Origin of the sequence: Chelativorans salis (genome assembly GCF_025336525.1) — a bacterium.
Lineage (GTDB): Bacteria > Pseudomonadota > Alphaproteobacteria > Rhizobiales > Rhizobiaceae > Chelativorans > Chelativorans salis.
The window spans coordinates 215,310-239,210 of record NZ_JAOCZP010000004.1 but is presented as its reverse complement, the minus strand read 5'-3'; the positions used below and the strand labels follow the sequence as shown (position 1 = coordinate 239,210).

General features: G+C 62.5%; 28 protein-coding genes. 20 read left to right on the top strand and 8 right to left on the bottom strand.

Annotated elements, in window-relative coordinates; all coding sequences use genetic code 11:
- The first annotated feature begins 13 nt into the window (after positions 1–13).
- From trbE to N5A92_RS14840, 8 genes are all read left to right on the top strand, one after another.
- Positions 14–2,467 carry a conjugal transfer protein TrbE gene (gene trbE / locus N5A92_RS14875; RefSeq protein ID WP_260904129.1) on the top strand — a complete coding sequence of 818 codons (2,454 nt, stop codon included), beginning with the start codon at positions 14–16 and terminating at the stop codon, positions 2,465–2,467.
- Between the two features lie 36 nt (positions 2,468–2,503).
- Positions 2,504–3,658, top strand: coding sequence for an IS110 family RNA-guided transposase (locus N5A92_RS14870; RefSeq protein WP_260904126.1), 1,155 nt, complete (start codon positions 2,504–2,506; stop codon positions 3,656–3,658).
- Positions 3,659–3,934: 276 nt separating this feature from the next.
- Positions 3,935–4,705, top strand: coding sequence for a P-type conjugative transfer protein TrbJ (gene trbJ / locus N5A92_RS14865; RefSeq protein WP_260904122.1), 771 nt, complete (start codon positions 3,935–3,937; stop codon positions 4,703–4,705).
- 29 nt (positions 4,706–4,734) lie between these two features.
- Entirely contained in the window at positions 4,735–5,022 is a 288-nt protein-coding gene (gene trbK-alt, locus N5A92_RS14860; RefSeq protein WP_260904120.1) for a putative entry exclusion protein TrbK-alt, read from the top strand.
- Positions 5,023–5,025: 3 nt separating this feature from the next.
- Complete coding sequence (trbL, locus tag N5A92_RS14855) at positions 5,026–6,381, top strand: P-type conjugative transfer protein TrbL (RefSeq protein WP_260904118.1); 1,356 nt, start codon at positions 5,026–5,028, stop codon at positions 6,379–6,381.
- Positions 6,378–7,067: a conjugal transfer protein TrbF gene (gene trbF, locus N5A92_RS14850; protein ID WP_260904116.1), complete on the top strand. Its 690-nt coding sequence runs from the start codon at positions 6,378–6,380 to the stop codon at positions 7,065–7,067. The genes trbL and trbF overlap by 4 nt, the downstream gene beginning before the upstream one ends.
- The gene (gene trbG / locus N5A92_RS14845; protein ID WP_260904114.1) at positions 7,064–8,041 is read left to right on the top strand and encodes a P-type conjugative transfer protein TrbG; all 978 of its coding nucleotides are present in this window, start codon (positions 7,064–7,066) and stop codon (positions 8,039–8,041) included. The genes trbF and trbG overlap by 4 nt, the downstream gene beginning before the upstream one ends.
- Positions 8,038–9,213 carry a TraB/TrbI/VirB10 family type IV secretion system protein gene (locus tag N5A92_RS14840; protein ID WP_260904112.1) on the top strand — a complete coding sequence of 392 codons (1,176 nt, stop codon included), beginning with the start codon at positions 8,038–8,040 and terminating at the stop codon, positions 9,211–9,213. Before trbG ends, N5A92_RS14840 begins: the two co-directional genes overlap by 4 nt.
- A gap of 329 nt (positions 9,214–9,542) precedes the next feature.
- Here the strand turns inward: N5A92_RS14840 and N5A92_RS14835 are convergent, their stop codons facing one another.
- Entirely contained in the window at positions 9,543–10,325 is a 783-nt protein-coding gene (locus N5A92_RS14835; protein WP_260904111.1) for an SDR family NAD(P)-dependent oxidoreductase, read from the bottom strand.
- A gap of 262 nt (positions 10,326–10,587) precedes the next feature.
- Here N5A92_RS14835 and N5A92_RS14830 point away from each other — a divergent pair, with 262 nt between their 5' ends.
- Positions 10,588–11,235, top strand: a complete 648-nt coding sequence (locus tag N5A92_RS14830; protein ID WP_260904109.1) for a TetR/AcrR family transcriptional regulator — start codon at positions 10,588–10,590, stop codon at positions 11,233–11,235.
- Between the two features lie 212 nt (positions 11,236–11,447).
- Here the strand turns inward: N5A92_RS14830 and N5A92_RS14825 are convergent, their stop codons facing one another.
- The 3 genes from N5A92_RS14825 to N5A92_RS14815 form a co-directional block, all read right to left on the bottom strand.
- Positions 11,448–12,782, bottom strand: coding sequence for an ArgE/DapE family deacylase (locus tag N5A92_RS14825; RefSeq protein ID WP_260904108.1), 1,335 nt, complete (start codon positions 12,780–12,782; stop codon positions 11,448–11,450).
- A 42-nt stretch (positions 12,783–12,824) separates the two neighbouring features.
- Positions 12,825–13,871, bottom strand: a complete 1,047-nt coding sequence (locus tag N5A92_RS14820; protein ID WP_260904107.1) for a LysR family transcriptional regulator — start codon at positions 13,869–13,871, stop codon at positions 12,825–12,827.
- 77 nt (positions 13,872–13,948) lie between these two features.
- Entirely contained in the window at positions 13,949–14,863 is a 915-nt protein-coding gene (locus N5A92_RS14815; RefSeq protein WP_260904104.1) for a phytanoyl-CoA dioxygenase family protein, read from the bottom strand.
- Between the two features lie 72 nt (positions 14,864–14,935).
- Here N5A92_RS14815 and N5A92_RS14810 point away from each other — a divergent pair, with 72 nt between their 5' ends.
- The 4 genes from N5A92_RS14810 to N5A92_RS14795 all read left to right on the top strand — a co-directional run bounded on the left by N5A92_RS14810 (position 14,936) and on the right by N5A92_RS14795 (position 17,058).
- Positions 14,936–15,424, top strand: a complete 489-nt coding sequence (locus N5A92_RS14810; RefSeq protein WP_260904102.1) for an Lrp/AsnC family transcriptional regulator — start codon at positions 14,936–14,938, stop codon at positions 15,422–15,424.
- 147 nt (positions 15,425–15,571) lie between these two features.
- Positions 15,572–16,324, top strand: coding sequence for an MBL fold metallo-hydrolase (locus N5A92_RS14805; protein ID WP_260904101.1), 753 nt, complete (start codon positions 15,572–15,574; stop codon positions 16,322–16,324).
- Between the two features lie 19 nt (positions 16,325–16,343).
- Positions 16,344–16,694 (top strand): antibiotic biosynthesis monooxygenase family protein, encoded by a 351-nt coding sequence (locus N5A92_RS14800; RefSeq protein WP_260904100.1) that lies wholly within the window; start codon positions 16,344–16,346, stop codon positions 16,692–16,694.
- A gap of 7 nt (positions 16,695–16,701) precedes the next feature.
- Positions 16,702–17,058 (top strand): hypothetical protein, encoded by a 357-nt coding sequence (locus N5A92_RS14795; protein WP_260904098.1) that lies wholly within the window; start codon positions 16,702–16,704, stop codon positions 17,056–17,058.
- On the opposite strand, the gene N5A92_RS14790 is transcribed toward N5A92_RS14795, so the two are convergent.
- The 3 genes from N5A92_RS14790 to N5A92_RS14780 form a co-directional block, all read right to left on the bottom strand.
- On the bottom strand, positions 17,055–17,285 hold the full coding sequence (locus tag N5A92_RS14790) for a hypothetical protein (RefSeq protein ID WP_260904096.1): 231 nt from the start codon (positions 17,283–17,285) through the stop codon (positions 17,055–17,057). The genes N5A92_RS14795 and N5A92_RS14790 overlap by 4 nt on opposite strands.
- A gap of 256 nt (positions 17,286–17,541) precedes the next feature.
- On the bottom strand, positions 17,542–17,934 hold the full coding sequence (locus N5A92_RS14785) for a RidA family protein (protein ID WP_260904095.1): 393 nt from the start codon (positions 17,932–17,934) through the stop codon (positions 17,542–17,544).
- 47 nt (positions 17,935–17,981) lie between these two features.
- Positions 17,982–18,713 carry a cupin domain-containing protein gene (locus N5A92_RS14780; protein WP_260904094.1) on the bottom strand — a complete coding sequence of 244 codons (732 nt, stop codon included), beginning with the start codon at positions 18,711–18,713 and terminating at the stop codon, positions 17,982–17,984.
- 127 nt (positions 18,714–18,840) lie between these two features.
- Here N5A92_RS14780 and soxR point away from each other — a divergent pair, with 127 nt between their 5' ends.
- The 6 genes from soxR (at position 18,841) to N5A92_RS27480 (ending at position 22,057) form a co-directional block, all read left to right on the top strand.
- The gene (soxR, locus tag N5A92_RS14775; protein ID WP_260904092.1) at positions 18,841–19,329 is read left to right on the top strand and encodes a redox-sensitive transcriptional activator SoxR; all 489 of its coding nucleotides are present in this window, start codon (positions 18,841–18,843) and stop codon (positions 19,327–19,329) included.
- Positions 19,330–19,388: 59 nt separating this feature from the next.
- The gene (locus N5A92_RS14770) at positions 19,389–20,057 is read left to right on the top strand and encodes an MBL fold metallo-hydrolase (RefSeq protein ID WP_260904089.1); all 669 of its coding nucleotides are present in this window, start codon (positions 19,389–19,391) and stop codon (positions 20,055–20,057) included.
- A gap of 24 nt (positions 20,058–20,081) precedes the next feature.
- Positions 20,082–20,396: an exonuclease/endonuclease/phosphatase family protein gene (locus N5A92_RS14765; protein WP_260904086.1), complete on the top strand. Its 315-nt coding sequence runs from the start codon at positions 20,082–20,084 to the stop codon at positions 20,394–20,396.
- A complete protein-coding gene (locus N5A92_RS14760; protein ID WP_260904083.1) occupies positions 20,393–20,875 on the top strand; it encodes a carboxymuconolactone decarboxylase family protein in 483 nt (160 codons plus the stop codon). Before N5A92_RS14765 ends, N5A92_RS14760 begins: the two co-directional genes overlap by 4 nt.
- Positions 20,875–21,732 carry a sigma-70 family RNA polymerase sigma factor gene (locus N5A92_RS14755; protein WP_260904082.1) on the top strand — a complete coding sequence of 286 codons (858 nt, stop codon included), beginning with the start codon at positions 20,875–20,877 and terminating at the stop codon, positions 21,730–21,732. Before N5A92_RS14760 ends, N5A92_RS14755 begins: the two co-directional genes overlap by 1 nt.
- A gap of 217 nt (positions 21,733–21,949) precedes the next feature.
- Positions 21,950–22,057: a transposase gene (locus N5A92_RS27480; protein ID WP_425248587.1), complete on the top strand. Its 108-nt coding sequence runs from the start codon at positions 21,950–21,952 to the stop codon at positions 22,055–22,057.
- Positions 22,058–22,163: 106 nt separating this feature from the next.
- Here the strand turns inward: N5A92_RS27480 and N5A92_RS14750 are convergent, their stop codons facing one another.
- Positions 22,164–22,574 carry an SgcJ/EcaC family oxidoreductase gene (locus N5A92_RS14750; RefSeq protein WP_260904081.1) on the bottom strand — a complete coding sequence of 137 codons (411 nt, stop codon included), beginning with the start codon at positions 22,572–22,574 and terminating at the stop codon, positions 22,164–22,166.
- Between the two features lie 645 nt (positions 22,575–23,219).
- Here N5A92_RS14750 and N5A92_RS14745 point away from each other — a divergent pair.
- Entirely contained in the window at positions 23,220–23,894 is a 675-nt protein-coding gene (locus N5A92_RS14745; protein WP_260904080.1) for a DUF1028 domain-containing protein, read from the top strand.
- The last annotated feature ends 7 nt before the right edge of the window (positions 23,895–23,901 follow it).

The following is a 23,901-nucleotide window of genomic DNA, read 5'->3' as shown; positions in this document are numbered from 1 at the left end:
CAACGGTGCGCCGATGATGAACCTTGCCGAATACCGCAACCGCAACACCCGGCTCGCCGACTATTTACCTTGGGTCGCCTTGGTAGGCAGCGGGATCGTCCTCAACAAGGACGGGAGTTTCCAGCGCACGGCGCGATTCCGGGGACCGGACCTGGATTCGGCGGTCCCGGCGGAACTGATCGCCGTGGCGGGCCGCCTCAACAACGCCTTCCGCCGTCTCGGCTCAGGCTGGGCGATCTCCGTTGAGGCGCAGCGCCATCCGTCAGACAGCTATCCCGACAGCCGCTTTCCTGACGCCGCGTCTGCGCTAGTCGATGCCGAGCGCAAGGCAAGCTTCGAGGAGGCCGGCGCGCATTTCGAGTCGAGCTATTTCCTCACCTTCACTTATCTGCCGCCGGCCGAGGACGCCGCCCGCGCGGAGAGCTGGCTTTATGAGGGCCGCGAGACCAAGGGTGTCGATCCGCACGAGATTCTGACCGGCTTCGCCGATCGCACCGACCGCGTGCTCCGCCTTGTCGACGCCTTCATGCCCGAATGCCGCTGGCTCGATGACGCCGAGACGCTGACCTATCTCCATGGCTGCGTCTCTACGAAGCGCAACCGTGTCCGCGTTCCCGAGACGCCGATGTATCTGGACGCGCTGCTGGCCGATCAGCCGCTCACCGGTGGGCTCGAGCCGCGACTCGGCGACCAGCATCTGCGCGTCCTGACCGTCACGGGCTTTCCGACGGCGACCGCGCCCGGCCTGCTCGATGAGCTCAACCGGCTGGCCTTTCCCTATCGCTGGTCGACCCGCGCCATCCTCATGGACAAGACGGACGCGACGAAGCTCGTGACCCGCATCCGGCGTCAGTGGTTCGCCAAGCGCAAATCGATTGCCGCGATCCTGAAAGAGGTGATGACCAACGAGGCCTCGGTGCTGGTCGACACCGACGCGTCGAACAAGGCGGCCGACGCCGATCTCGCCCTGCAGGAGCTCGGCGCCGACTATGCCGGCGTCGCCTATGTCACCGCGACGGTGACGGTGTGGGATACCGACCCGCGCGTCGCCGACGAGAAACTGCGCCTCGTCGAGAAGGTCATCCAAGGCCGCGACTTCACCGCGATGCCCGAAACCATCAACGCCGTGGATGCCTGGCTCGGCTCGCTGCCCGGGCATGTTTACGCCAATGTCCGCCAGCCACCGATCTCGACGCTCAACCTCGCCCACATGATCCCTCTGAGTGCCGTGTGGGCGGGGCCGGAACGGGACGAGCACTTTGCAGCGCCCCCACTGCTGTTCGGCAAGACCGAAGGCTCGACCCCGTTCCGGTTTTCCCTCCACGTCGGCGATGTCGGGCATACGCTCGTCGTCGGTCCGACCGGCGCGGGTAAGTCCGTGCTTCTCGCGCTCATGGCGCTGCAGTTCCGCCGCTATGCCGGCGCCCAGGTCTTCGCCTTCGATTTCGGCGGCTCGATCCGTGCCGCGGCACTTGCCATGGGCGGCGACTGGCACGATCTCGGCGGCGGTCTCACCGAAGGCGACGAACACAGCGTCTCGCTGCAGCCGCTTTCCCGCCTCGAGGAGACGGCCGAGCGCGCCTGGGCCGCCGACTGGATCGTGGCCATTCTCATGCGTGAAGGCGTCGGGATCACACCGGAGGTGAAGGAACATCTCTGGACGGCCTTAACCTCACTCGCCTCGGCGCCCGTCGAGGAACGCACGATCACGGGCCTTGCCGTGCTGCTTCAGTCCAACGACCTCAAGCAGGCGCTGCGGCCCTATTGCGTCGGCGGCGCCTATGGCCGTCTGCTCGACGCGGAAGTCGAGCATCTCGGCGAAGCGAGCGTGCAGGCCTTCGAGACCGAGGGCCTGATCGGCACCGGCGCGGCGCCGGCGGTGCTCGCCTACCTCTTTCACCGCATCGAGGACCGGCTCGACGGGTCGCCGACGCTCATCATCATCGACGAGGGATGGCTGGCGCTGGACGACGAAGGCTTTGCCGGTCAGCTCCGCGAGTGGCTGAAGACGCTCAGGAAGAAGAACGCCAGTGTCGTCTTCGCCACGCAGAGCCTCAGCGACATCGACGGCTCCCCCATTGCGCCCGCGATCATCGAGAGCTGCCAGACGCGCTTGCTCCTGCCCAATGAGCGGGCGATCGAGCCGCAGATCACCGCGATCTACCGGCGCTTCGGCCTCAACGACCGCCAGATCGAGATCCTCGCCCGGGCGACGCCCAAGCGCGACTACTATTGCCAGTCGCGGCGCGGAAATCGGCTGTTCGAGCTGGGGCTCAGCGAAGTGGCGCTCGCGCTCTGCGCCACCTCCGCCAAGACCGATCAGGCCGCCATCGCCCGCATTCTTACTGAACATGGTCGCGACGAATTCCTCGACGCCTGGCTGCGCCATCGCGGCGTCGACTGGGCCGCCGACCTCATTCCCGACCTCAGCAATCTAATCCCCCAAGCCGAAAAGGAGGTGGCATGAAAGCGGCTACCGTCACTGAAGGAACGGAGCGCTAAGATGTTGATGGCGCTTGAAGGACGATCGCACTTCGCGCCTTGCGGCGTACCGTATTGGGGTTTGGAAGCTCTCAATGACGGAGGAAGTGCGACCGTGCCTTATGATTATCACATCGGCGTGGATTACCACAAATCCTATAGCCACCTTGTTGCTCAGGACAGTGCCGGCAAGACGCTGCGCTCGGGGCGGGTGAAAAATGATCGGCATTCGCTGGCGGCGTTTCTGGAGCGCTACAGGGACAATTCCCATGCCGTCGTCGAAGCGACCCGCAACTGGATGGTGATGTATGCCTGGCTGGACGAGTTCTGCGATGATGTCGTGCTTGCCCATCCCCTGAAAGTGAAGGCGATTGCCGACGCCAAGATCAAGACCGACAAGATCGACGCGACGGTTCTGGCGCATCTGCTCCGGGCCGATCTGGTTCCCGAGGCCTGGGTGCCGAGCGACGGGGCGCGCGAACTGCGCGTGGCGCTACGCGAGCGGATGTTCTACGTGCGGCTGCGCACCATGGTGAAGAACCGGATCGTGACGGTGTTCGACCGCTACCCGGAACAGACCGCGCAGTTGAGGAAGCTGGGCGACCTGTTCGGCAAGGCCGGGCGTCAACAGCTCGCCGCGCTCCATGTCTCGCCGACCGACCGCATCCAGATCGACCGCGGGCTCGCCTTTATCGGCGACATCGAAGTGCGGATCAGGCAGTCGGAAGCCACGATCCGGGCCATGACGCAGACCAACGGCAACGTGAAGCTGTTGAAGACGATCCCCGGCATCGGGGAGTTCTTCGCCCGGCTGATCGACGCCGAGATCGACGACATCGGCCGCTTCCGCTCTGCCAAGAAGCTGGCCGCCTATGCGGGGCTGGTTCCTTCGACCTACTCCTCGGGTGGCAAGACCTATCACGGCAGGCTCGTCAAGCAGGGCAACAAGTGGCTGCGCTGGGCCTTTGTCGAGGCCGTGGCCCCTGCCGTCGCCACGGACCCGCAGCTTCGAGCTCAGTATGAACACCTGAAATCAAGAGGAACGAACAAGGCGCGTGTTGGGATCGCGCGCAAGCTTTTGACGATCGCTTTCCAGATCCTGCGCGACCAGCGCCCTTACGAGCGTCGCGGCGCCGACGGGGAGGAAGGCGTGTCGACGATATCTCGGCTGTCCTGATGGTCGTCTAGCGAGCCTGGCAAGGCCGGGCTGCGCTCCAAAAGGAGAATGGGAAGCCGGGAGCCGGACGCCACTATGTGACCGAAGCCGACGAAGCGGCATCAGGGTCACGGATTGGAGAATGGTTCAGAGCCGAAGGACGGCACGCAACCCGTTCAGCGGAGAAAGAGCATTTAGCCGATCGGCCAAGATGCCGGTCAAAACACAACCGAACCCGAGGAATACTTCGCAAAAGTCAGCGAATTGCCCCTTGAGTTCTTTCATTGGAGACTGACCATGAAAACACATAAATCCGATTCGCGCGCGGTGCGCTTTGCCGCCGCGCTCATCGCCGCGCCGGTCGCGGTGCTGCCGATCGTGCTTGCACCGCCGGCCTCGGCGGCGTGGATCGTCTACGACCCCACCAACTACGCCCAGAACGTCCTCCAGGCAGCGCGGGCGCTCGAGCAGATCAACAACCAGATCGCCGCGTTGCAGAACCAGGCGCAGATGCTCATCAACCAGGCCCGAAACCTCGCGAGTCTGCCGTATTCCTCGTTGCAGCAACTCCAGCAGGCGGTGGGGAGAACGCAGTCCCTGCTCCAGCAGGCGCAGAACATCGCCTTCGACATCCAGCAGATCGACCAGGCGTTCCAGCAGAATTACGGCAACATCGATCTGAACACTTCGGAACAGCAGCTCGTCGCCGATGCGCGCTCGCGCTGGGAGAACACCGTCGGCGGCCTGCAGGACGCAATGCGTGTCCAGGCCGGCGTCGTCGGCAACATCGAGGCCAACCGCGCGCAGATGTCCGCGCTGGTCGATCAGAGCCAGGGAGCGACGGGCGCCCTGCAGGCGACCCAGGCCGGCAATCAGCTCCTCGCATTGCAGGCGCAGCAGCTCTCCGATCTGACGGCCGTCATTGCCGCCAATGGGCGCGCCCTGGCGCTGACCGACGCCGAACGTGCGGCCGCGGCCGAACAGGGTCGCGTCCAGCGCGAACGCTTTCTGACGCCCGGCAGCGGCTACCGGCCCGGCAATGCGCAGATGTTCAACGGCAACAACTAACGCGCCGGTCGGCCGGAAAGGGGGAAGAAATGGAAGGCAAGAATCTGGCGCGAATTGGAGCGATCGTCTTCGTCGCCTTCGCCATCACGGCGACGGTGATCGAGATGACGCGCGAGGACGAGCCGGTGCGACAGGCTCCTGCGCGGGCGCTTGCGCCTTCTGTCGATCCGCTGCGCGCGGAACAGCGGCGCTGCCAACAGATGGGAGAGGTAGCGGCGCGCGATCCCGAATGTCTCGCGGTCTGGGCAGAGACTCGCGACCGGTTCCTCGGCCGCTCACCCTCCGATTCGGTCCAACGCGACAGCGAGGATCAGTGATCCATGGGCGGCACGGGCGTCATCGACAACTTCCTTGGGGTCTTCACCAGCTATATCGATAGCGGCTTCGGCCTGCTCGGTGGCGAGGTTGCCTTCATCGCGACGACGCTGATCGTCATCGACGTGACCCTCGCCGCGCTGTTCTGGTCCTGGGGCGCCGACGACGACATCATCGCGCGGCTCGTCAAGAAGACCCTCTTCGTCGGCGTCTTCGCCTATATCATCGGCAACTGGAACAACCTCGCCCGCATCGTCTTCGAGAGCTTCGCCGGCCTCGGCCTGATGGCGTCTGGCACCGGCTTCACCGACGCCGATCTGATGCGGCCCGGCCGTGTCGCCCAGACCGGCCTTGATGCCGCGCGGCCGCTGCTTGAATCCATTTCCGACCTGATGGGCTGGGTCGCCTTCTTCGAGAACTTCATTCAGATCGCCTGCCTGCTCTTCGCCTGGGCGCTGGTCCTCCTGGCCTTCTTCATTCTCGCCATCCAGCTCTTCATCACCTTGATCGAATTCAAGCTGACGACGCTCGCCGGCTTCGTGCTGATCCCGTTCGGCCTCTTCGGCAAGACAGCCTTCATGGCAGAGCGCGTGCTCGGCAATGTGATCTCGTCCGGCATCAAGGTGCTGGTGCTCGCCGTCATCATCGGTATCGGCTCGACCCTGTTCTCGCAATTCACCGCTGGCTTCGGCGGAGTGACGCCCACGATCGACGAGGCCATGGCCGTGGTGCTCGCGGCCCTTTCTCTGCTCGGCCTCGGCATCTTCGGACCGGGCATTGCCAACGGCATTGTCTCCGGCGGTCCGCAGCTCGGCGCGGGCGCGGCCGTCGGAACCGGCCTGGCTGTAGGCGGCGCCGCACTCGCAGGTGCGGGGGCCGCAGGTCTCGCCGCCAGAGGGAGCGGCATGGCGCTCTCCGGCACGGCTGCCGCCGCGCGCGGGGGCGCCGCTGCGGCGGGTGGTGCGGCAACCGCGTACAGCCTCGGTTCCGCCGGTCAGTCCGGAGCAGCCGGTGTCGCGTCTGGACTTGGCGCCGTGGCGAGCACAGGCGCTCGCGCGGCCACGTCTCCGCTGCGGCGCGCCGGGGCCAAGGCCGCGGGAAGCATGCAGCGGAGTTTCCAGTCTGGCGCCCGGTCTGCTTTCGAGACGACAGGCGGGACCGTGGGCAATGCCGCCAGCTCCGCCAGTACGGCCGCTTCTCCGACTTCCTCCACCACCGGCGGCCCGCCCGATTGGGCGAAGCGCATGAAGCGCTCGCAGCGTCTCTCCCACGGCGTTCAGGCTGCCGCGTATGCGGTGCGCTCCGGCGACAGCCACGGCGGCGCCAGCTCCGTCAATCTCTCCGAAGGGAACCGCTCATGAGCTTCTTCAAACGATCCACCACCCATTACGGCGAGTCTCCCGAACCCGAAACGCCGTATCAGCGCGCGGCCCAGGTCTGGGACGAGCGCATCGGCTCGGCCCGCGTGCAGGCGCGCAACTGGCGGCTCATCGCCTTCGGCTGCCTGATCCTCTCAGGCGGCTTCGCAAGCGCTCTGGTCTGGCAATCCACGACCGGTTCCGTGGTGCCTTGGGTCGTCGAGGTCGACAATCTCGGCCAGGTGCAAGCCGTCGCCCCCGCGACGGCCGACTACCAGCCCAGCGATCCGCAGATCGCGTTTCATCTGGCGCGCTTCATCGAACAGGTGCGCGCGATACCCGCCGATGCGATCGTCGTGCGCCAGAACTGGCTGCGCGCCTATGAGTTCACCACCGATCGCGGCGCTCTCGCGCTCAATGACTATGCCCGCGCCAACGATCCTTTCGCGAAGGTCGGGCGGAGCCAGGTCGCGGTCGAGGTCTCCAGCGTCATCCGCGCCTCGCCGAATTCCTTCCGCGTCGCCTGGACCGAGCGCCATTATGAGAACGGCCAGCTTTCCACGACGGAGCGATGGACGGCGATCCTGACCATCGTCATCCAGCCACCCCGTGACGCCGATAAGCTGCGCGCCAACCCGCTCGGCATATACGTCAACGCCATCAACTGGTCGCGGGAGATGGGCCAATGAGTACAATTGTCCGCAACCCCGCACTTCCGGTTTTCCGTAAATCCGCACTTACGCTTGTAATGCTTTCCGCCACGGCACTCGCGGGATGCGCCACCTACCGCCCGCCGGAAATCAGTTACGACGACAGCGTTCCGCCGCTGCCTGCCGTAGAGAGACCCTCGGTCGACGAACGGCCGCAGGCGCTCCATACGCCACCGGCCTGGGCCGTTGCACGAGGTGGTTCGGATGCGGCGACGCCGACCCGCCAGGTCGAGAACGCAAATGCGGCCGCGCGCGTCGAACCTCGGCGGGAAGGCTACTACAATGCCATCCAGATTTATCCCTGGAGCGAAGGCGCGCTCTACCAAGTCTATGCCGCGCCCGGTCAGATCACCAATATCGCGCTCGAGCCGGGCGAGACGCTGACCGGGGCCGGTCCGATTGCGGCAGGCGACACCGCAAGATGGATCATCGGCGACACCGAAAGCGGCTCCGGGACAACCCGGCGTGTGCACATCCTGGTCAAGCCGACGCGGCCCGACATCGTGACCAACCTGATCATCACCACCGACCGGCGCACCTACATGATCGAACTGCGCTCGCGCGACGATCCTTACATGCCCGCCGTCGCCTGGGCCTATCCGCAGCCGCCCGTCACGCAGCGCACCAAACCGACCACGCCTACGATTCCGGCGGCCTCCATGCGCCACTATCGCTATGGCCTGCAGGGCGACAGCCCGCCCTGGCGGCCGGTCTCGGTCTTTGATGACGGACGGCGTGTCTACATCGTCTTCCCCGCCGGGATCGTCCAGGGCGAGATGCCGCCGCTCTTCGTGCTCGGCTCCGACGGCGAACCAGAGATCGTCAACAGCCGCATCTACCGGAACATCCTGATCGTGGACCGTATATTTGCAGCCGCGGAACTGCGCCTCGGCAGTGGAGACCGCCAGCAGACCGTCAGGATCGTGCGCACCGACGGGAGGCCAGCGTCATGAGCGACCTCGACGACAACAAGGAAGAAGGCGTTACGCTCGAAGCGCCTCCCGCCGACACGGTCGAACCGATGCGGCTGCGCGGCGCCCCGCCGCGCGTCACGCGGCTTTCGCGCCGGGTTCTCGCTGGCCTCGGTCTCATCGCCGCCATCGGCGTCGGCGGCGCGCTGATCTACGCGCTCCAAACGCCCAAGAACTTAGCCGACAACGAAGAGCTCTACTCGACCGAGAACAGGAATACCGCCGACGAGCTCAACGAATTGCCCCGCGATTATACCGGTCCGGTGCTCGGTCCCGCGCTGCCCGGCGATCTCGGCCGTCCGATCCTCGATGCCCAGGAGCGCGGCCAGCCCGTCCCGCCACCGAAGATCAACGCACCGGCCGTCGATCCGGAAGAGCAGCGGCGCCTGGTCGAGGAAGAAGCCGCGCGCACCAGCGAGGTCTTCTTCCAGACACGCCCGACCACCGCAAATGCTGCGCCAGCGCCTGACCCCAGCGGTTTCAATCTGGGCGCGCGGTCGTCAGCCGCTCAGAACAGCGATCTTGCTTTCCTCAACGGTCCCGTGGATCGGCGCACCGTCGCGCCCGACCGTGTGATGGCACCGGCCTCACCCTATGTGCTGCAGGCCGGTTCCGTCATCCCGGCTGCTCTGATCACCGGCATTCGCTCCGATCTGCCCGGTCAGATCACGGCACAGGTCACGCAGCACATCTACGACAGTCCGACCGGCAGCATGGTCCTCATTCCGCAGGGTACGCGCATCATCGGCGAATACAGCAACGCCGTGACCTTCGGCGATCGGCGCGTGCTCCTCGTTTGGAACCGGCTGATCTTCCCCAATGGCCGCTCCATCGTCCTGGAACGTCAGCCTGGTTCGGATACCCAAGGCTATGCTGGCCTGGAGGATGGGGTCGACTACCATTGGTGGGATCTCGTTAAGGCCGCCGGTCTCTCCACACTGCTGTCCGTCGGGGCCGAGCTCACAATGGACGACGACGAGCGCCTGATCCAGGCGATCCGTAACGGTGCTCAGGACACGATCAACGACGCGGGCCAGCAGATCGTCCAGCGCCAGTTGCAGGTCTCGCCGACCCTCAGCATCCGGCCTGGATTTCCAGTGCGCGTCGTCGTGACCCGCGATTTGGTGCTGGAACCCTATGGAGGTCCACAATGACAAGCTTAAACTGGGCGTTTCCCGACGATAAGCCGGTCAAGGTGACGATGGACTAGTCCGCCGTCATGTTAGACATCCGCAGTGTTTCTCTACCGCTGATCCTGCCGGTCGGAGATACTTGGGGTGATGCATCATGGCGCTCATGCTCGCATGGCGCTCTACCAGCATGAGTTGCTTCGCGACGCCCCGATCGAAGGCCAGCTCTCCTTTGTCTTGAGGGACAGGGGCGAACCCGCACGTGATGCCCTACCGGAGGGGTGCGGCGCCACCGGGCCCGCAAAGCGGCCACCTCGGCTGCCGAGGTCGGCGCGCTACCTAACGCCCGCAGCTCAACCCGCGCCGCTGCCGCCATCGGCGATGAGTGACGAGCCGGTCATGTAGGTCAGTTCGGGCGAGGCCATCGCTACGATGAAAGCCGCCATTTCGTCCGCGTTGGCCATGCGCTTCATGCCGTGAAGATTGGATTTCGCCCATCGCGCCGCGCCAATCTGCCACGCAGCGTCTGGAACAGCCTCCATCCCCCCAGCGCGGCGCACGAGCGCCGTGTCCGTGGTGCCGGGAACAATGGCGTTGATCCTAATTCCGCTCTCTGCATAGTCGAGGGCCGCCGAGCGGACGAGGCCGATGAGGCCGGACTTGCTGGCCGCGTAAATGCTCCGATTGGCAGATGTAAGGTGCTGGTTTGCCGAGGAGGTAACGAGAATCGTCCCTCCACCCTGGGCGAGCATATGAGGGATCTCGTACTTCATGGCGAAGAACACGCCACGCAGATTGGTGTTTATGACATCGTCCCATTCGGCGAGCGAGAACTCATGCGTAGGCTTCTGAATGGTGATCCCCGCATTGTTAAACGCAATATCAATACCTCCATAAACATCGACGGCTCGCTCCACGAACGCTGCCACCTGGTCTTCTTCGCGCACATCCGCCCGGATAAAGATGGCCTCGCCGCCGGCTGCCCTGAGCTCGCGCGCCACGCCTGCTCCAAGTGTTTCGCGCCGGCCGCAGAACGCAACTTTTGCGCCCTCACGGGCGAAGGCCTTAGCGGTTGCGTGCCCGATTCCGGACGTCGCACCGGTGATCAGCACCACCTTGCCGTCGAACCGCCGCATGCCATTGATCAGCGTAGGCGCTGGCGCTCGTGCCGATCCGGCTATTGCGGCGCCGCCCACCAAGCCTGCGACCGCGCCAACGGCAAGTCCTCCTCCGATAGCTAATCTGCGGCTAGGGTTCTTCAGTTTGTCCGACGGAATCATTTCCATATCCCATGTTGTCCCGGTACTGACACTTGATTGCCACCAGATGTTGACGCTGCTAACTTGACCATAGATTCCGAAATGAGCGCTGTCAACATTGAGGGAAGGGATTGGCAGATTGACGAGGAAAGCAGGCGGCGTCGGGACGGCTACGCGCAGCTATCATCATGGATACTTAAAAGCGGCGCTGATCGCCGCCGCCGGCGAAATGCTTGAACGCGACGGACCGGAAGCGATCTCATTTCGCGCAGTCGCGCGCGCGGCCGGCGTCTCGCAGACCGCTCCCTATAACCATTTTCGCGGTAAGGAGGATTTGCTTGCGACTTTGGCAGAGGCCGGTTTCCGCGAATTGGAGGCATCCCAGCTAGCGACCATGGGCGCTACCGTACCTGGCCTAGAGCGCGTTATCCGCCTTGGTCTCGACTATGTCCGTTTTGCCTCAACCCGCCCGCAGTCCTATCGGCTGATGTTCGGCGTCGGCGTCTCGGACTGGCGCGGACATCAGGATGTTGCCGAGGCCAAGAATGCGTCCTTCCGCCCGATCAAGGATGCTCTTGCCGAGTACCTTTCCAGCGATATGACACCGGAGGCAGTCGAAATTGCAGCGATCGCTGCCTGGGCGCAGGTCCACGGCCTGTCGATGCTCCTGATGGATGGTTCTCTTGGGGCCGCAAGGCGAGGTCACGATGGTGGAGAAGCGCTTGTCCGGCAGGTTCTTACGCAGTTTGCGGCTGGACTTGTGCCAGGAGCGAAATGGCCAACGTGATGTCCTGCCGTGTACCGGTTCGCGCGATACGGTCAGATCGCGTAGGTGGAACTGCAACTGCGGTCAGTGGATTTCCTCTGTCTCATCCTCTGCTTCCCGACATGACCGCCGGCTGGACATATCTCGCGCAACCCCAGCATCTGGCACCAAACCCAATTGTCGCAGGGCAGCAGATCATCGCGTGGGTTGCCGGTCGAATGCTCATGCCGCCGTCAGCCGCCCGCCTCCACCGGCTCTAAGCCGCACCATTCGGCGATGAACAAGGCGATGGCGCCGGTGACCTTCTTGACCGAGCCGATCCGCACGCGTTCGTCAAACCCGTGGATGTTCTCCGAGTAAGGTCCGTAGGTGAGACAAGGCTTTCCGTCCCAGAGGATGAAGTAGCCACCGTCCAGGCCGCCCGATGTCACGAAAGACGCAAGAGGCCCACCGAAGCTCCGCTGGTGCGCCCGGGCCAGCACCCGCTCCGCCTCACTACCCTCATTGAGCACGTACCCTTCGCGCAGCGACCCGGTCCACACGATCTCCGGCGGATTATTTGCGAGGAACGGGTGGTCTGCCGAGGCACGCCTTAGGCAAGTTTCAATCTCGCGCTGACGATCGGTCGCCTTGTCGCCAGGATAGATCGCCATGCGCACGTCGACGTTGCACCAGGAGGGCACGGACGAGGTCCATTCGCCGCCTTGGATAAGGCCGACATTGCAGTTGATCGGATGGGGTAGATTCTCGAAATATGGATAGCGTTGCTTTTGTCCGTTCCACTGCTCCGCCAGTTCATACAGTGCGTCGATTATGCGATAGGCTGCAAGGATCGCATTGGAGCCGGAGGCCGCTTCGCGCACATGGGCGGGATGGCCGTTGATCCGTATCTGAAACCACAGCACCCCGACATTCGCACGCACAAGCATGTCGTCTTCCGGCTCCGGACAGATGATCGCGTCGGCGTGATACCCACGCACGAGGCAGGCCAAGGTGCCGTTTCCCGTACACTCCTCCTCTGTGACCGACTGCTGATAAAGTGTGGCCGCCGGCTGGTAGCCGAGGCGCCGCAGCGCGTCCATGGCATAGATATTTGCGGCGAGCCCCGCCTTCATGTCGGCGGCACCGCGACCGTAGAGCCAGTCTCCGTTCCGCCAGGGTTCGTGAGGTGGTCTCGACCACATCTCAAGGGGACCCGTGGGGACGACGTCGATATGTGCGTTGAGGATCAGGGACCGGCCCTTCGCCTCGCGCGGCACGTGCGTGCCCACCACGTTGACCGCATTGTCGTAGCTCACCACCACCGGCGAGAAGGCCGGGTGGTCCTTGAGCTCGTCGACATCGATCACCCAGCGATCCATCTTGTAGCCACGACCGCGCAAAGCCTCATGGACGAATTCCTGACATGTATGCTCGTGGCCGCGCTCTGAGGGAAAGCGCACCAGCTCCTCCGTGAACTGTAGTTGTTCCTCAAAGCCTTCCTCGACCGCAACCAGGATTGCTGCCGCTTGTTCGTCTCCCAGAAGGTGCGGCGCAGAAGGTTCGATGCGATCCGGTTCGGCTTCCATTTTTCATTGTCCTCGCAAGGATGTTCATTCGTAGCACCAAGCTCAGGTCGCTTTCGGTTGGGCGTCGGATAACGACCGGCTTGGCTTCGCAGATTCAGGCCGCGCCGTACTGTTCCCCGATAATGCCGTACCGAATGCGTCGCGCATGGGATGCCTGCCCCACGGATACGGCGGCGCCAGATCTCGTGCACTCGAGCCGCCCGTGGTTCGTTTGGAAACAAGTTTCGCAAGGCTCAAGAAGCGTCGGAAGGCAGGATTGTCGTTGTTAGGAGACCAGATCGCGAAGAACGGGAGGATTTCCCCTGAAAGCGCCCTGAAAGATATACCTGGGAAATGCGTGGCCGTCGTGGCTTCGCTGGTGAGCGTGAGCTTCTGTGTTCCGGCGACGATTTGCATCAAGGTATCGCGGTTCACTGCCTGGCGTTCAATGGTGGGCGAATACCCGAGTTCCGCCAAGTGCTTCACGAGGTAGTCATGAATCTCTGGTCCGGGCTGCGCCTCACTCACGACGAAATGCCTGCCACGCAGATCGAACCACCGAATCTCCTTTCGGACGGCCAGTTCATCGGCTTCCGGCAGCGCTACATAAACCTGCTCGTTCCACAGATGCGTACTTTCCCAATCGTCAGCCGGTGGAGGTCCAGTCAGGAACGCGACGTCCAGATTGTGGCGCCGAATAGCGGGCAAATGATCGGGCGGTCCGCCTTCAATGAATTCAAGCCGAACACGCGCATTTTCTTTGTGATAAGCTTGAAATAAACTGGCTAGAAAGCCTGAAGCAAGCGACGAGAAAAGCCCGATTCGTACCACACCCTGCTGACCACAACCGATCGCATGCACGTCATCGAGGGCATGAGAAATGTAGAGGAACGCCTTGCGAGCCCCAGCGACGAATTGCTCGCCTGCGTATGTGAGGCATACGCCAGAGCTATGGCGGACAAATAGCGCTGCACCGATCTCATCCTCCAGATGGCGGACCCGCCGGCTAATCGTCGATACTTGAACGTTGAGCAATGTCGCGGCTCGGCGGAAACTTCCGTAATCCGCTGCAGCAATGACATAACGGAGGTGACTCAGGTCAATTGCCATTTACTAGTCCTCCCCTCGGCCCCATCCCATCACGCGCATCCTGCTAAGAAAATGCCCAATCTGCTGTGCAGGGGCGGCTATGCCACAGCGTTGGGTAGCCGCCGACCCGTTGCGCAATATTGATCGATCCATTGGGTTCTATGGCCAACATTGGACCAGAGGATGGGAAAGAAGCTTTCGTCGAGGGACGCGTCGCCGGTTATCTGATAGCGCCGATAGATGTAGCCGCCGTGACGCGACGAAAACCTCGCCTCGCTCGGCAACAGGTGAATGCCGATCGACCGGCGCATGCGTTCCCCGCTCTTATTCGGACCAGACCCATGCCAAATCTCGCCGGCGTGAAACACACATGAACCTGCCGGCACCTCGATGAAAACCGGGTCCGGTGGCGCAATGCCAGCTTGCCGCGCCGCGTGCAACATTCCTGCTCGATAATCGTCGGGGGCGTGGAAATCATCCGGAATCGACGTCAGCGGCCACAGGTGGGAGCCGGGCACGTATTCCAGGGTACCAGCCTCCCTATGGGTATCATCAAGCGCTACCCAACATGTGAGTGTCTGGGGCGGCGTGAGAAAGTCCGTGAAGGAGGAATCCTGGTGATAGGAGACAGCCTTTGTGTGTGGCGGCTTCCACCAGATCGTATCCTGGCCAAGCCGGGCTCCGGACCAGCCGCCCAGCAGCGCGGCTGCCTGGCCAATATTGCGAGAAAGCACCAAGCTGGCGATTGTCAGATCAGCCTTCCAGGCGTTCGCCATGTGTCGGGTGACGTCGGGAAGGCTGATGCCTTGGCGCCAGTACCACTCGTCTGGATACACGCCGGTGTCGAATGTGCCGGCAAAAAGGACCGGAAATCGTTCGCGGAGAGCTTCAATCTGGTCCGGCGAGAGCAGCCCTTGCACGACGAGATAGCCATCTTTCCGGAACCGGTCGATCTCCTCGGAACCGAGCGATTGAAGTGATTGGAGCTCATAAGGCATGGCGGCACATCGCATTGAAGTTGACAGGTTAAGTCTACATGCCGCAAACTTCGGCTCAAGCGAATAGATTCCGGCTTGGATACAGTTATGGACGCTCCAGATCGAACAGACTTCGATATTTTATCACTTCTTCAGAAGAATGCGCGCCTCTCCAACAAGGAACTGGCTGCTGCCGTCGGACTTGCCCCGTCGACGTGCCACGAACGTCTGAAGCGGCTTTGGGCAGGCGGTGTACTACGCGGCACCCATGCCGAGGTTGATCCGGCGGTGCTGGGAGTGGGGCTGGAGGCTCTATTGCTGATCGAACTCGCCAAGCATCAACGTGAGATCGTCGATAGCTTTATGCGGGAGGTGGTTTCGGTTCCCGAGGTCCGTGCAGCATTCCTGATCACCGGCCGCTATGACCTCGTGATTCACGTCGCGGTACGAGACACCGCCCACTTGAAAAACCTGGCACTCGACAACTTCACCAATCGACCCGGCGTCACACGGATCGAAACATCGATAATCTACGAGTCAGTGCGCCGCCATGATCTGCCTGTTCTGACAACCGCGTCACGTTCGGAACTCGATTAAGCCCCTGCACGGCTTGGACCTGGACGGTCAATCTCGGCGCTGCCGAAAGTATCGCTGGTCCGTGTGCAGTGTTCAGGTCGCGGCGATCATGCCGGCGAAAGGATAGTACTGTTGCTAATGATGGCATCCGGTCATGGAGCGATTGAAATGAAGGTGCAGTTGATCCGAAGTGCAACGCTCCGCCTGCTCGTGGCGGATCGGCGCTATCTTATCGATCCTTGGCTGGCCCGGAAAAGCGAAGGCCGAAGTTATGCCGGACGCGGCAGATCACCCTTGGTTCCCCTGCCCTTGCCGCTCGACGAGATCGTTGGGGGCATCGATGCTGTCATCGTTTCGCATCTACACTCCGACCACTTCGACGAAGCCGCGCGGGCGGCCCTCCCCGGTGATATTCGGATATTCTCCTCGGCACGTGATGCGGCGGCCATCGCGGCGCAAGGGTTTGAAAATGTAGCGCCGATTGGCTCGGAACTTCGTGACGGCAATGTGGTGATCGGACTTGCATCAGGAAGGCATGGCCCTCCGGAAGTGTTGGCCGAGATGGGAGACGTCTCAGGTTTCGTGTTCCGTGCAGAGGGAGAGCCCGTTCTTTACTGGGCGGGTGACACGATCCTGTGCGAGGAGGTCCGGGAGACGATCGCGGCGGTGGAGCCCGATGTGATCGTGGTGCACGCCTGCGGAGCGAGCTGGAACGGCATCGGCCCGCTGGTCATGGACGAGGCAATGGTGGCCGAGGTGCTGCGGATTGCGCCTCGTGCCTCAGTCATCGCAACCCATCTCGACGCGGTCGATCACGCTACCGTAAGCCGTAGCGCTCTGCGCCGTCACTTCGAGGCACATCCGGAGCTCGCAGCGCGGCTGCATATTCCGGCCGACGGCGAAACGTTGGAGTTCGCATGAGGAACGATGGAGGAAAACGATGATTGGACGGTTATGGAAGACAGGGCTTAAGACGGGCAGGTGCGATGCCTACGAAACCTTCGCGCGTGATATCTCATTGCCGATGTTTCATAAGCAGGAAGGCTTCCTTGGCTGCGTGATGTTTCGCAGCGAAACGGAAGCCACGGTGCTGACGCTGTGGCGCGATATGGCCGCGGTCGCTTCCCTCGATACGTCGCCGATGTACAAGGAGACCGTCGCGGGCATTCTTGAAGCGGATCTTCTTACAGAGCCGCAATCGGTCTCCGTGGGTACTGTCCACCTGAGCGATTTCGGTACGCTCGATCCGAATTCAATCTCATCCGCCCGTGGCCCTATTGGTGACACCTGAGCACTTTTTGGCCGTCGCGCTGCAGGCGCGGCGAGAATTCGAGGCAGGCGCCTGCGATCGGCGCCTGCTTGGCGAACTCTACCGACAATACAATCCGGCCGTAGGCGACAGCGAACTGTTCGTGACACGCGCTCTTTCGATCTTCCCCCGCCTCAATTGCGGCCTTGCTTCGCTGTATCTGCGGCATCAACTGCAAGCCGGCGAGATAATTCGAGGAACCTTCCGCAGCGCATCCCACACCGTTCTGGTTGCCGACGCTGTCCTGATCGACATTACGGCCGATCAGTTCGGGGGTCCCGCCGTTTATGTGGGAAAGCCTGTGCCCCCGTGGCGCTTGCCTTGGAGTGAGAAGACGGACATCTAAGGGGGAAATTTCTGGCCGATTTCCCGCTGCCAGGGCTTTTGATAGGCGACGAGAGCCACTGGCGCGCTGGCGCGGCGTTCCAAAGCCGCCAGTTCCCGCACCAAACCCAGGTTGGCAAAGGCCTTGCGGTAAAGACGACACAACTGCGGGCCTTCATCCGGGAACTGGATGGCGGCGGCCGGAACATACACCACGAGATTGATACCGAACCTGCGTTCCAGCCTCACAAAGCATTCTTTCCATCCCCGAAACAGAATGCGGTCGAAGGATCTGCGATCGCGGCGGGACCGATGCGGCCTCGCGGGAACATGATGCAGCCGGCCACTGCCTGCGGGCGATCTCATCGTTCTCGATCCAACGTTCATGGGTGGCCTCACAGGCCACGGGCGTGGGAGTGAGGGCATGTTCATGTCTGCGCGTATCCGTGGCCGTCTGAAGCCCCCTCGAAGTTACCATCACGCGGTCGCTCCGCCAACAGTGACTTCAGTCGGCAGCTATGGCCTCCAGTTCTATGAGCAATTCCGGCCGAGCCAGTCTTGAAATTCCGGCCAGCACTCCCGGTGGGCTGACGTCGAATTTGGCGAGTCGCTCGGCGATCAGTTCGTCGGCATGCTCGAAATAGACATCGACATCGGTCACATAGGTGTTCATCCGCACGATATTGGCAACGCTCATCCCTGCCGCCCTGAGCACCGTTTCAATGTTGTCGAGCGTGAGCGCGGCCTGCGCGCGCATGTCGCCAGGGTGCATCGTCTCCCCATCGGCCGAGACCGCAGCCTGCCCGTTGAGAAAAAGGACCCGACGATGCCCTTCTATCATCACTCCCGCGTCGAAGAATCCGGGAAAGGTCCAGGGATTGACTTTGGTCCGTCGCATCTTTCGATCCTCCATCATTGTATCGGCTCTCGCCGCCAAGTCGCATTTCAGGCTGCTAGGTCGGAACCGGGGTATCGCACCAGGGCGGCCTCGCTCTCATCGGCCGCATGCAGCACGACAGCGTTGCCTGCCGGACGGTAGACGAACTCGCCTGGACGCATCGTCAGCGCCGAGTTGGAAAGGCTCACCTCAGCGGCTCCCTTCGTCACCGCGATGATCACGTCATGCGATGCATAGTCGTCCGCCAGCGTGAGAGCCGAGTCGGGAGCAAGTCGTGCAAACCCAAGGCCAAGCGCGAAGCCTGCCTTGTCAGGTATATGGGCGATGAACGCCTGATCTCCGACCTGCTCCCAGCTCACAACCTCGTTGATGGAAACCCTTTTCATACCACTTCCGATCTGGTTGCCAGCCTGGATCGCCTGCCAGGCTTCCGGCGCAATCTCCCAGCTTGGCGGATGGGCGATTGTGAGCAGTTCCGTGTCCGCCTCGATATGCGCCGTGCCGGGCGTTCCCTTTGGGACAAGCAAAATCTCGCCCGCACCTGCCGTCACGGCAGCTTGATCGCTGCGGATCGAGACTTTTCCCCGCATCACGGTCCACACTTCGTCGTAGGGAGCAGGAACCGGCGCCTCCTCTCCTCGGCCAAGTTGCCAGTACATCGAACTCATCGCGTAGCCATATGACCGGTCGATCACATTGCCGCCGAATATCTGCTTGTCCTCAAGCTGGTCCCAGTTCTTCGCGTCATTGCGCGTGAATTTCCGCACGATCGGAGTCATGAACGCCTCCTGGAGCATTGTCATTCGCCGGCAGCCATTGCGTTCGGCAAATACGGACGTAACAATTGGCAAAGCCTAAAAGTTCAAGCAAACTTGAAGTCAACAGGGAATTTGCGATAACTGACACATGCAAGGTCTTCTCACGATCAGCCAGATCGCGAAGCGGAGCGGTGTCGCCGCCTCAGCTTTGCGCTACTACGAAGAGCGTGGGTTGATCCGCTCCGAGCGCGCGGGCTCCGGTCACCGCCGCTTTCCCCGCTCGGTGCTGCGCCGCATTGCCTTCATCGTCTTTGCCCAGCGTCTGGGTATGTCGCTCGACGAGATCCGCACGGAACTCGACAAGCTGCCGACCGACCACGTGCCCACCGGCAAGGACTGGGCGCGGCTTTCGGGCCCGTGGACGGCGCGGATCGATGAACGCATTGCCGAGCTTGAACGGCTGAAGGCGGGTCTTACGGAATGCATCATGTGCGGCTGCCTGTCCCTTGAAAGCTGCGGGATGATCAATCCCGCCGACAGGGCGGCCAGCCTCGGCGCCGGGCCGCGCTACTGGGTGGGTGAAGGTGCGGCATCAAAGCCTTCATTCCGGGGCAGCAAGCGAAAGGGCTTGAATTGAAGTTGGCTTGAACATTTATATGGGGCGCTCCTTCAATCCATTTTGGAAAGGAGCACACCATGAGACAGCTCTATCCCGACCTGTGGCAGACGAGCCTCGAACGGCCGGTGCCAGGCGAGCCAAAGGCCGCCGCGCACGCCTATCTGCTGATCCGCGACGGCGGCAATGTCCTCTTCTACAACACGGGGCGCGAGGCGTCCGGCAAGCCCGGCGAGGACGACGATCTAAGGAAGATCGAGGAGTTGGGCGGCATCGCGCACCAGCTTCTCGGCCACTGGCATGAGGCTTCGCCGTCGCTGTCCAAGATCAAGCAGCTCTTTGGCTCCACCCTTGCCGTGCACGAGCGGGACGCGGAGGCCGTCGAGCGCGAGGCCGGCACCACCCCGGACCTGACCTTCACCTCCCGGCATACCTTTCTTGACAACGTCGAGGTGATACCGACGCCGGGACATACGCATGGCAGCACCGCATTCCTCTATCGCTCGCCTCACGGCAGGACCTATCTGTTCACCGGCGACACCATCGTCCCAAGTAAGGATTCCTGGCTCGCTGCCGGATTCGAGGACGACCCCGGCCAGCCCAATCTCCGGCAGAGCCTGGAGCTTCTCCGTGGATTGGAGCCTGACGTCGTGCTTGCCGCCGGCGCGCTGGGCGATCAGACCTTCAAGGAGGTTTCGCGGACCGAGTGGCAAGCCGCCGTCGATGCGGCCGCCGCGAGCTTGCGGTAGAATTGAGATGGCGAGAAGCGGCGGGTGGTGCTGAGGACCGGAATCGAGATACTGGCTCCCGATCTGATCGCCCTGCAGGAAACGATCGTCCGACCGGATTGTGACCAGCTTCGCGATTTCCTCCGTCCGGTTTATGGAATCCTGCACTCGGACGCGCGTGATCCGGACGGTGGAGGCATCTCCGTGGCCAGCCGCTGGCCAATATTGCGGTTCCACGAGCTTGATCTCGACGTGACGCCGGACGCGGTGGGCATCGAACAAGGATTTCGACGTGGATGTCACATTGGCGGATTCTGGATCGTCATGATGTTGGAACCAACAGAAGGAGACGAACCGTGACTGCCAGACTTGATCCCTTTGTTGCGGCCCCAGAGCTCATGAAGAAATGGACCGGTGCTGGGCTTGCCATCGCCGCCGCTTCGAGCCTTGAGCCGAGCCTCAACGAGCTCGTGAAACTCCGCGCCTCTCAGATCAACGGCTGCGCCAACTGCATCAACATGCATGCAGCGGAAGCGCGCGAGAAAGGAGAGACCGAGCAGCGCATCTACCTGCTGTCGGCCTGGCGAGAGGCTCCTTGCTATACGGACCGAGAACGCGCCGCACTCGGCTGGACCGAGGCGCTGATGCGGCTCTCCGAAGGACGACACGAGCATGAGAGCGCCTATGAAGCCCTGAAGGCTCAGTTCACCGAGGAGGAGCAGGTCAAGCTGACATTGCTGATCAACGTCACCAGTGTGTGGAACCGCATCGCAGTTGGCTTCGGCGTGTTTGCCGATCTGGCCGCCATAAAGTCCATGCAAACGACGGCGGCTGCCTGATGGCTGGCGTCAGCCACGAGGACGCAGCGGCCAGTTTCGACCCGCTGCGTCCGAAGCTCATGCGTGTTGCCTATCGCATGCTGGGCTCCGTGGCCGACGCCGAGGACATGGTGCAAGAGGCCTTCATCCGCTGGATGAAGGCCGACCGCAGCGAGGTGCGTGAGCCCGAGGCGTTTCTGCGCCGCACGGTGACGCGCCTCTGTCTCGATCAGCTCAAGTCGGCGCGGCGTCAGCGCGAGATCTATGTCGGCCCCTGGCTTCCCGATCCCGTCCTCGAAGAGGAGGAAGAGGAAGACGTCACCTTACCACTGATGCTTGCGCTGGAACGTCTTTCTCCGCTCGAGCGGGCGGCCTTCTTGCTGCACGATGTGTTCGGGCAGGGATTTGAGGAAGTCGCGGCCACAATCGAGCGCGACCCGGCTGCCTGCCGCCAGCTTGCCGCCCGGGCGCGCACCCATGCCCGCGAGGCACGACCGCGCTTCCAGGTGGAGAAACAACTTGGCCTCGAGCTTGCCGACGCATTCTTCCACGCTTCGCGCAGCGGCGATATGAAAGCGCTTGGCGCGATGCTGGCGGCCGATGTCAGTGTCCACGCCGACGGCGGCGGCAAGCGTCCGGCGGCCATGGAGCCCATCGTCGGCTTCGATGCCGTCATGCAGGTCCATGAACAGCTGGCGGCTCTCTTCCGGAAGAGTGGCTCGAAACTTGTTCGTGCCGGTTTCGTCAACGGATTGCCCGGTTTCATCACGCTGGAGGCCGACGGCGAACTTCAGACGACCGCGCTCGAAATCGAGGGCGGAAAGGTCGCCGCAATCTATGTGATGCGGAATCCCGACAAGCTGAGGCATCTGCACTAGGACGCCCGACCGGTCGCCGCCAACACGAGGCGCTCCAATGTTCGGGCTCTGAGCCAACGCTAGCGCTCGTGGACAAAGGTTGACTGCGGAATCGGGTTTTGATTCAAGGCTTCCATTTGGAGGCAGCCTTGGGCGAACGGATTAGTTTGACGGACGAGGAATGGGCGCTGTTCGGTCCGCTTCTTCCTGCTGAACGAGGCGCGGATGCCGCCATGATGTGGATGGAGCGCGATGGCGACATCTGCCTGATGAATACGGCAAGTGGAACAGCGTCTTCCGCCGGTATCGACGATGGGTGGAGACCGGCCTGGTCGTTCCGATTTGATCGTCGGGGCGATCTTTCACGGTCTGCGGTTGCTACTTCAAGCGGAAGCGAAGATTGCAAAAGTGACGGGCTGGAGCTTTGTGATGAGTCAACAGCCTGGCCAAGTTCACGAAACTACATTGGTGTGCTGCATCGAGCAGATCCACCACGTCTGGTTCTTCTTGATAAGTACCGCTGTACCGTGTTTGGTTCCCGTCTCTGGGGTTAGGTAGTCCTGCTTGGTGTCTGCCACGGCGACATCTGGGCCGAGGAAATAGATGCCGAGCATCGTCCACGTCACCCGGAGGTCTAGTGGGGGATCATCCAGACCCTGCCGGTGGTGGGCGTTCATCTCGTACCATACCAACAGCCTCGTGCCGGAGGCGGTGACCCAGAGCACGTCATCGGTGAACTGCCGGTCGATCAAGTCCACGTCATTGCTGTTCATCCCTGCTCCGAGGTTAGCGACAACTTGTGCAATCTGCTCGACATCGTGTTGGTTCACGGCATGATCGTAGGCGCTTGGCCGGTCAGGCATCTGGCCTCCTTGTGTGTCAGCGTTGCTGGACTCATATGCTTGGTGGGGTGTGCTGTCGACCCAGCCAATTTTTTGCAGCCCTACTTAGGACCGCCTTACGCTTTAAAATAGCCCACCGGAAGGCGATAGCGGCGTTCGATGCGACCGAGGACCTCCATGCTCGCGACGCTACGCGGCGCTTTGGTTCCCTGCATCCAGTGGCGAATGGTCGAATGGTCAATTTTTTGTCAGCGCGAACGACGACACGGTGGAGATGCCAGTAGCTGTCGCCATGGCGGCGCATGTGCAGCTCCAGCGCCTTCCGAAACGTTGGTGGGTCGAGCCAGTCATCAAGGAGGGGTGTTGGGAACTCTTCGATCGTGCGCGGCTTGGTGCCGGGCTTCCTCCGGTTCGTTGCGGGCTGCCGCTCCGATCCATCCGTCGCGCCAATGTGGCCGGCAACGCTTGGTTTTTCCACTGACTGTCGCGGAGGACGGCCGCGTCGTGGACACGCTGGGGGCGGGTGTTCAGCTACCAACGCTATCTTGCGATCCTCAGCGAGGGGACCGATCCTTTGTCGGCCACTATGAGCCGATCCCTGCGGCGGAACCGGTTCGCGCGGGTGACGTTGCCCTCCACCATGCGAAAAACCGTAAAGCCTGACCGATGACCTTCTCGATCGTCGCCAAATGCGCAAAGACCGGCCAGTTTGGGATCGCTGCGGCCACTGCGATGCCTGCTGTCGGCAAGTTGCTGACGCATGCTTTCACCCGCGTGGGCGCCATCGCCACGCAGGCACGGCTCAATCCCTATATCGGGATAGACGGCCTTGATCTCTTGCGGCAAGGGCTTTCCGCTGACGAAGTCGTGGAGCGCCTGAAAGACCTTGACCCCCGAGCCGACCTGCGCCAGTTCGCCATCGTCGACGTATCGGGTGGCAGGGCCGCCTGGACGGGCTCCGGGTGCCCCGACTGGGCGGGTCATCACTTAGATGACGGGTTCACCGTGCAGGGCAACCGCTTAGCCGGCCCGCATGTTCTGCGCGCCGCGGCGGAGACATTCAAGCAAATGGCCGACAGTCCGCTCGACAAGCGCTTGGTCGAGGCGCTGACAGCCGGCGATCAAGCGGGCGGCGACACCAAGGGCGAGCGCTCGGCGACGGTTTACGTCGTCGACACGGAGGAATACCCGCTCTGGGATATCCGGGTGGACGAGCACGAGCGGCCGGTGGAGGAGCTGAAGCGCCTGCACAATGTATTCAGCCGGGACCTTCCTCCACAGATCCGAAAGATGCCGACCCGTGCCAACCCCGCCGGCGAGCATGGTGAAGACATTGCCTAAGAACGAA

Bases quoted from the DNA above. Each gene is read 5' to 3' on its own strand.
- N5A92_RS14820 (WP_260904107.1), bottom strand. From the start codon at position 13,871: ATGGCAATTGACCTGAGTCACCTCCGTTATGTCATTGCTGCAGCGGAT.
- N5A92_RS14825 (WP_260904108.1), bottom strand. From the start codon at position 12,782: ATGGAAGCCGAACCGGATCGCATCGAACCTTCTGCGCCGCACCTTCTG.
- N5A92_RS14810 (WP_260904102.1), top strand. From the start codon at position 14,936: ATGGACGCTCCAGATCGAACAGACTTCGATATTTTATCACTTCTTCAG.
- N5A92_RS14745 (WP_260904080.1), top strand. From the start codon at position 23,220: ATGACCTTCTCGATCGTCGCCAAATGCGCAAAGACCGGCCAGTTTGGG.
- N5A92_RS14835 (WP_260904111.1), bottom strand. From the start codon at position 10,325: ATGCGGCGGTTCGACGGCAAGGTGGTGCTGATCACCGGTGCGACGTCC.
- N5A92_RS14870 (WP_260904126.1), top strand. From the start codon at position 2,504: ATGTTGATGGCGCTTGAAGGACGATCGCACTTCGCGCCTTGCGGCGTA.
- N5A92_RS14770 (WP_260904089.1), top strand. From the start codon at position 19,389: ATGAGACAGCTCTATCCCGACCTGTGGCAGACGAGCCTCGAACGGCCG.
- soxR (WP_260904092.1), top strand. From the start codon at position 18,841: ATGCAAGGTCTTCTCACGATCAGCCAGATCGCGAAGCGGAGCGGTGTC.
- N5A92_RS14785 (WP_260904095.1), bottom strand. From the start codon at position 17,934: ATGCGACGGACCAAAGTCAATCCCTGGACCTTTCCCGGATTCTTCGAC.
- N5A92_RS14750 (WP_260904081.1), bottom strand. From the start codon at position 22,574: ATGCCTGACCGGCCAAGCGCCTACGATCATGCCGTGAACCAACACGAT.
- N5A92_RS14755 (WP_260904082.1), top strand. From the start codon at position 20,875: ATGGCTGGCGTCAGCCACGAGGACGCAGCGGCCAGTTTCGACCCGCTG.
- N5A92_RS14780 (WP_260904094.1), bottom strand. From the start codon at position 18,713: ATGACTCCGATCGTGCGGAAATTCACGCGCAATGACGCGAAGAACTGG.
- trbG (WP_260904114.1), top strand. From the start codon at position 7,064: ATGAGTACAATTGTCCGCAACCCCGCACTTCCGGTTTTCCGTAAATCC.
- trbF (WP_260904116.1), top strand. From the start codon at position 6,378: ATGAGCTTCTTCAAACGATCCACCACCCATTACGGCGAGTCTCCCGAA.
- N5A92_RS14800 (WP_260904100.1), top strand. From the start codon at position 16,344: ATGATTGGACGGTTATGGAAGACAGGGCTTAAGACGGGCAGGTGCGAT.
- trbL (WP_260904118.1), top strand. From the start codon at position 5,026: ATGGGCGGCACGGGCGTCATCGACAACTTCCTTGGGGTCTTCACCAGC.
- trbE (WP_260904129.1), top strand. From the start codon at position 14: ATGATGAACCTTGCCGAATACCGCAACCGCAACACCCGGCTCGCCGAC.
- N5A92_RS14840 (WP_260904112.1), top strand. From the start codon at position 8,038: ATGAGCGACCTCGACGACAACAAGGAAGAAGGCGTTACGCTCGAAGCG.
- trbK-alt (WP_260904120.1), top strand. From the start codon at position 4,735: ATGGAAGGCAAGAATCTGGCGCGAATTGGAGCGATCGTCTTCGTCGCC.
- trbJ (WP_260904122.1), top strand. From the start codon at position 3,935: ATGAAAACACATAAATCCGATTCGCGCGCGGTGCGCTTTGCCGCCGCG.
- N5A92_RS14815 (WP_260904104.1), bottom strand. From the start codon at position 14,863: ATGCGATGTGCCGCCATGCCTTATGAGCTCCAATCACTTCAATCGCTC.
- N5A92_RS14805 (WP_260904101.1), top strand. From the start codon at position 15,572: ATGAAGGTGCAGTTGATCCGAAGTGCAACGCTCCGCCTGCTCGTGGCG.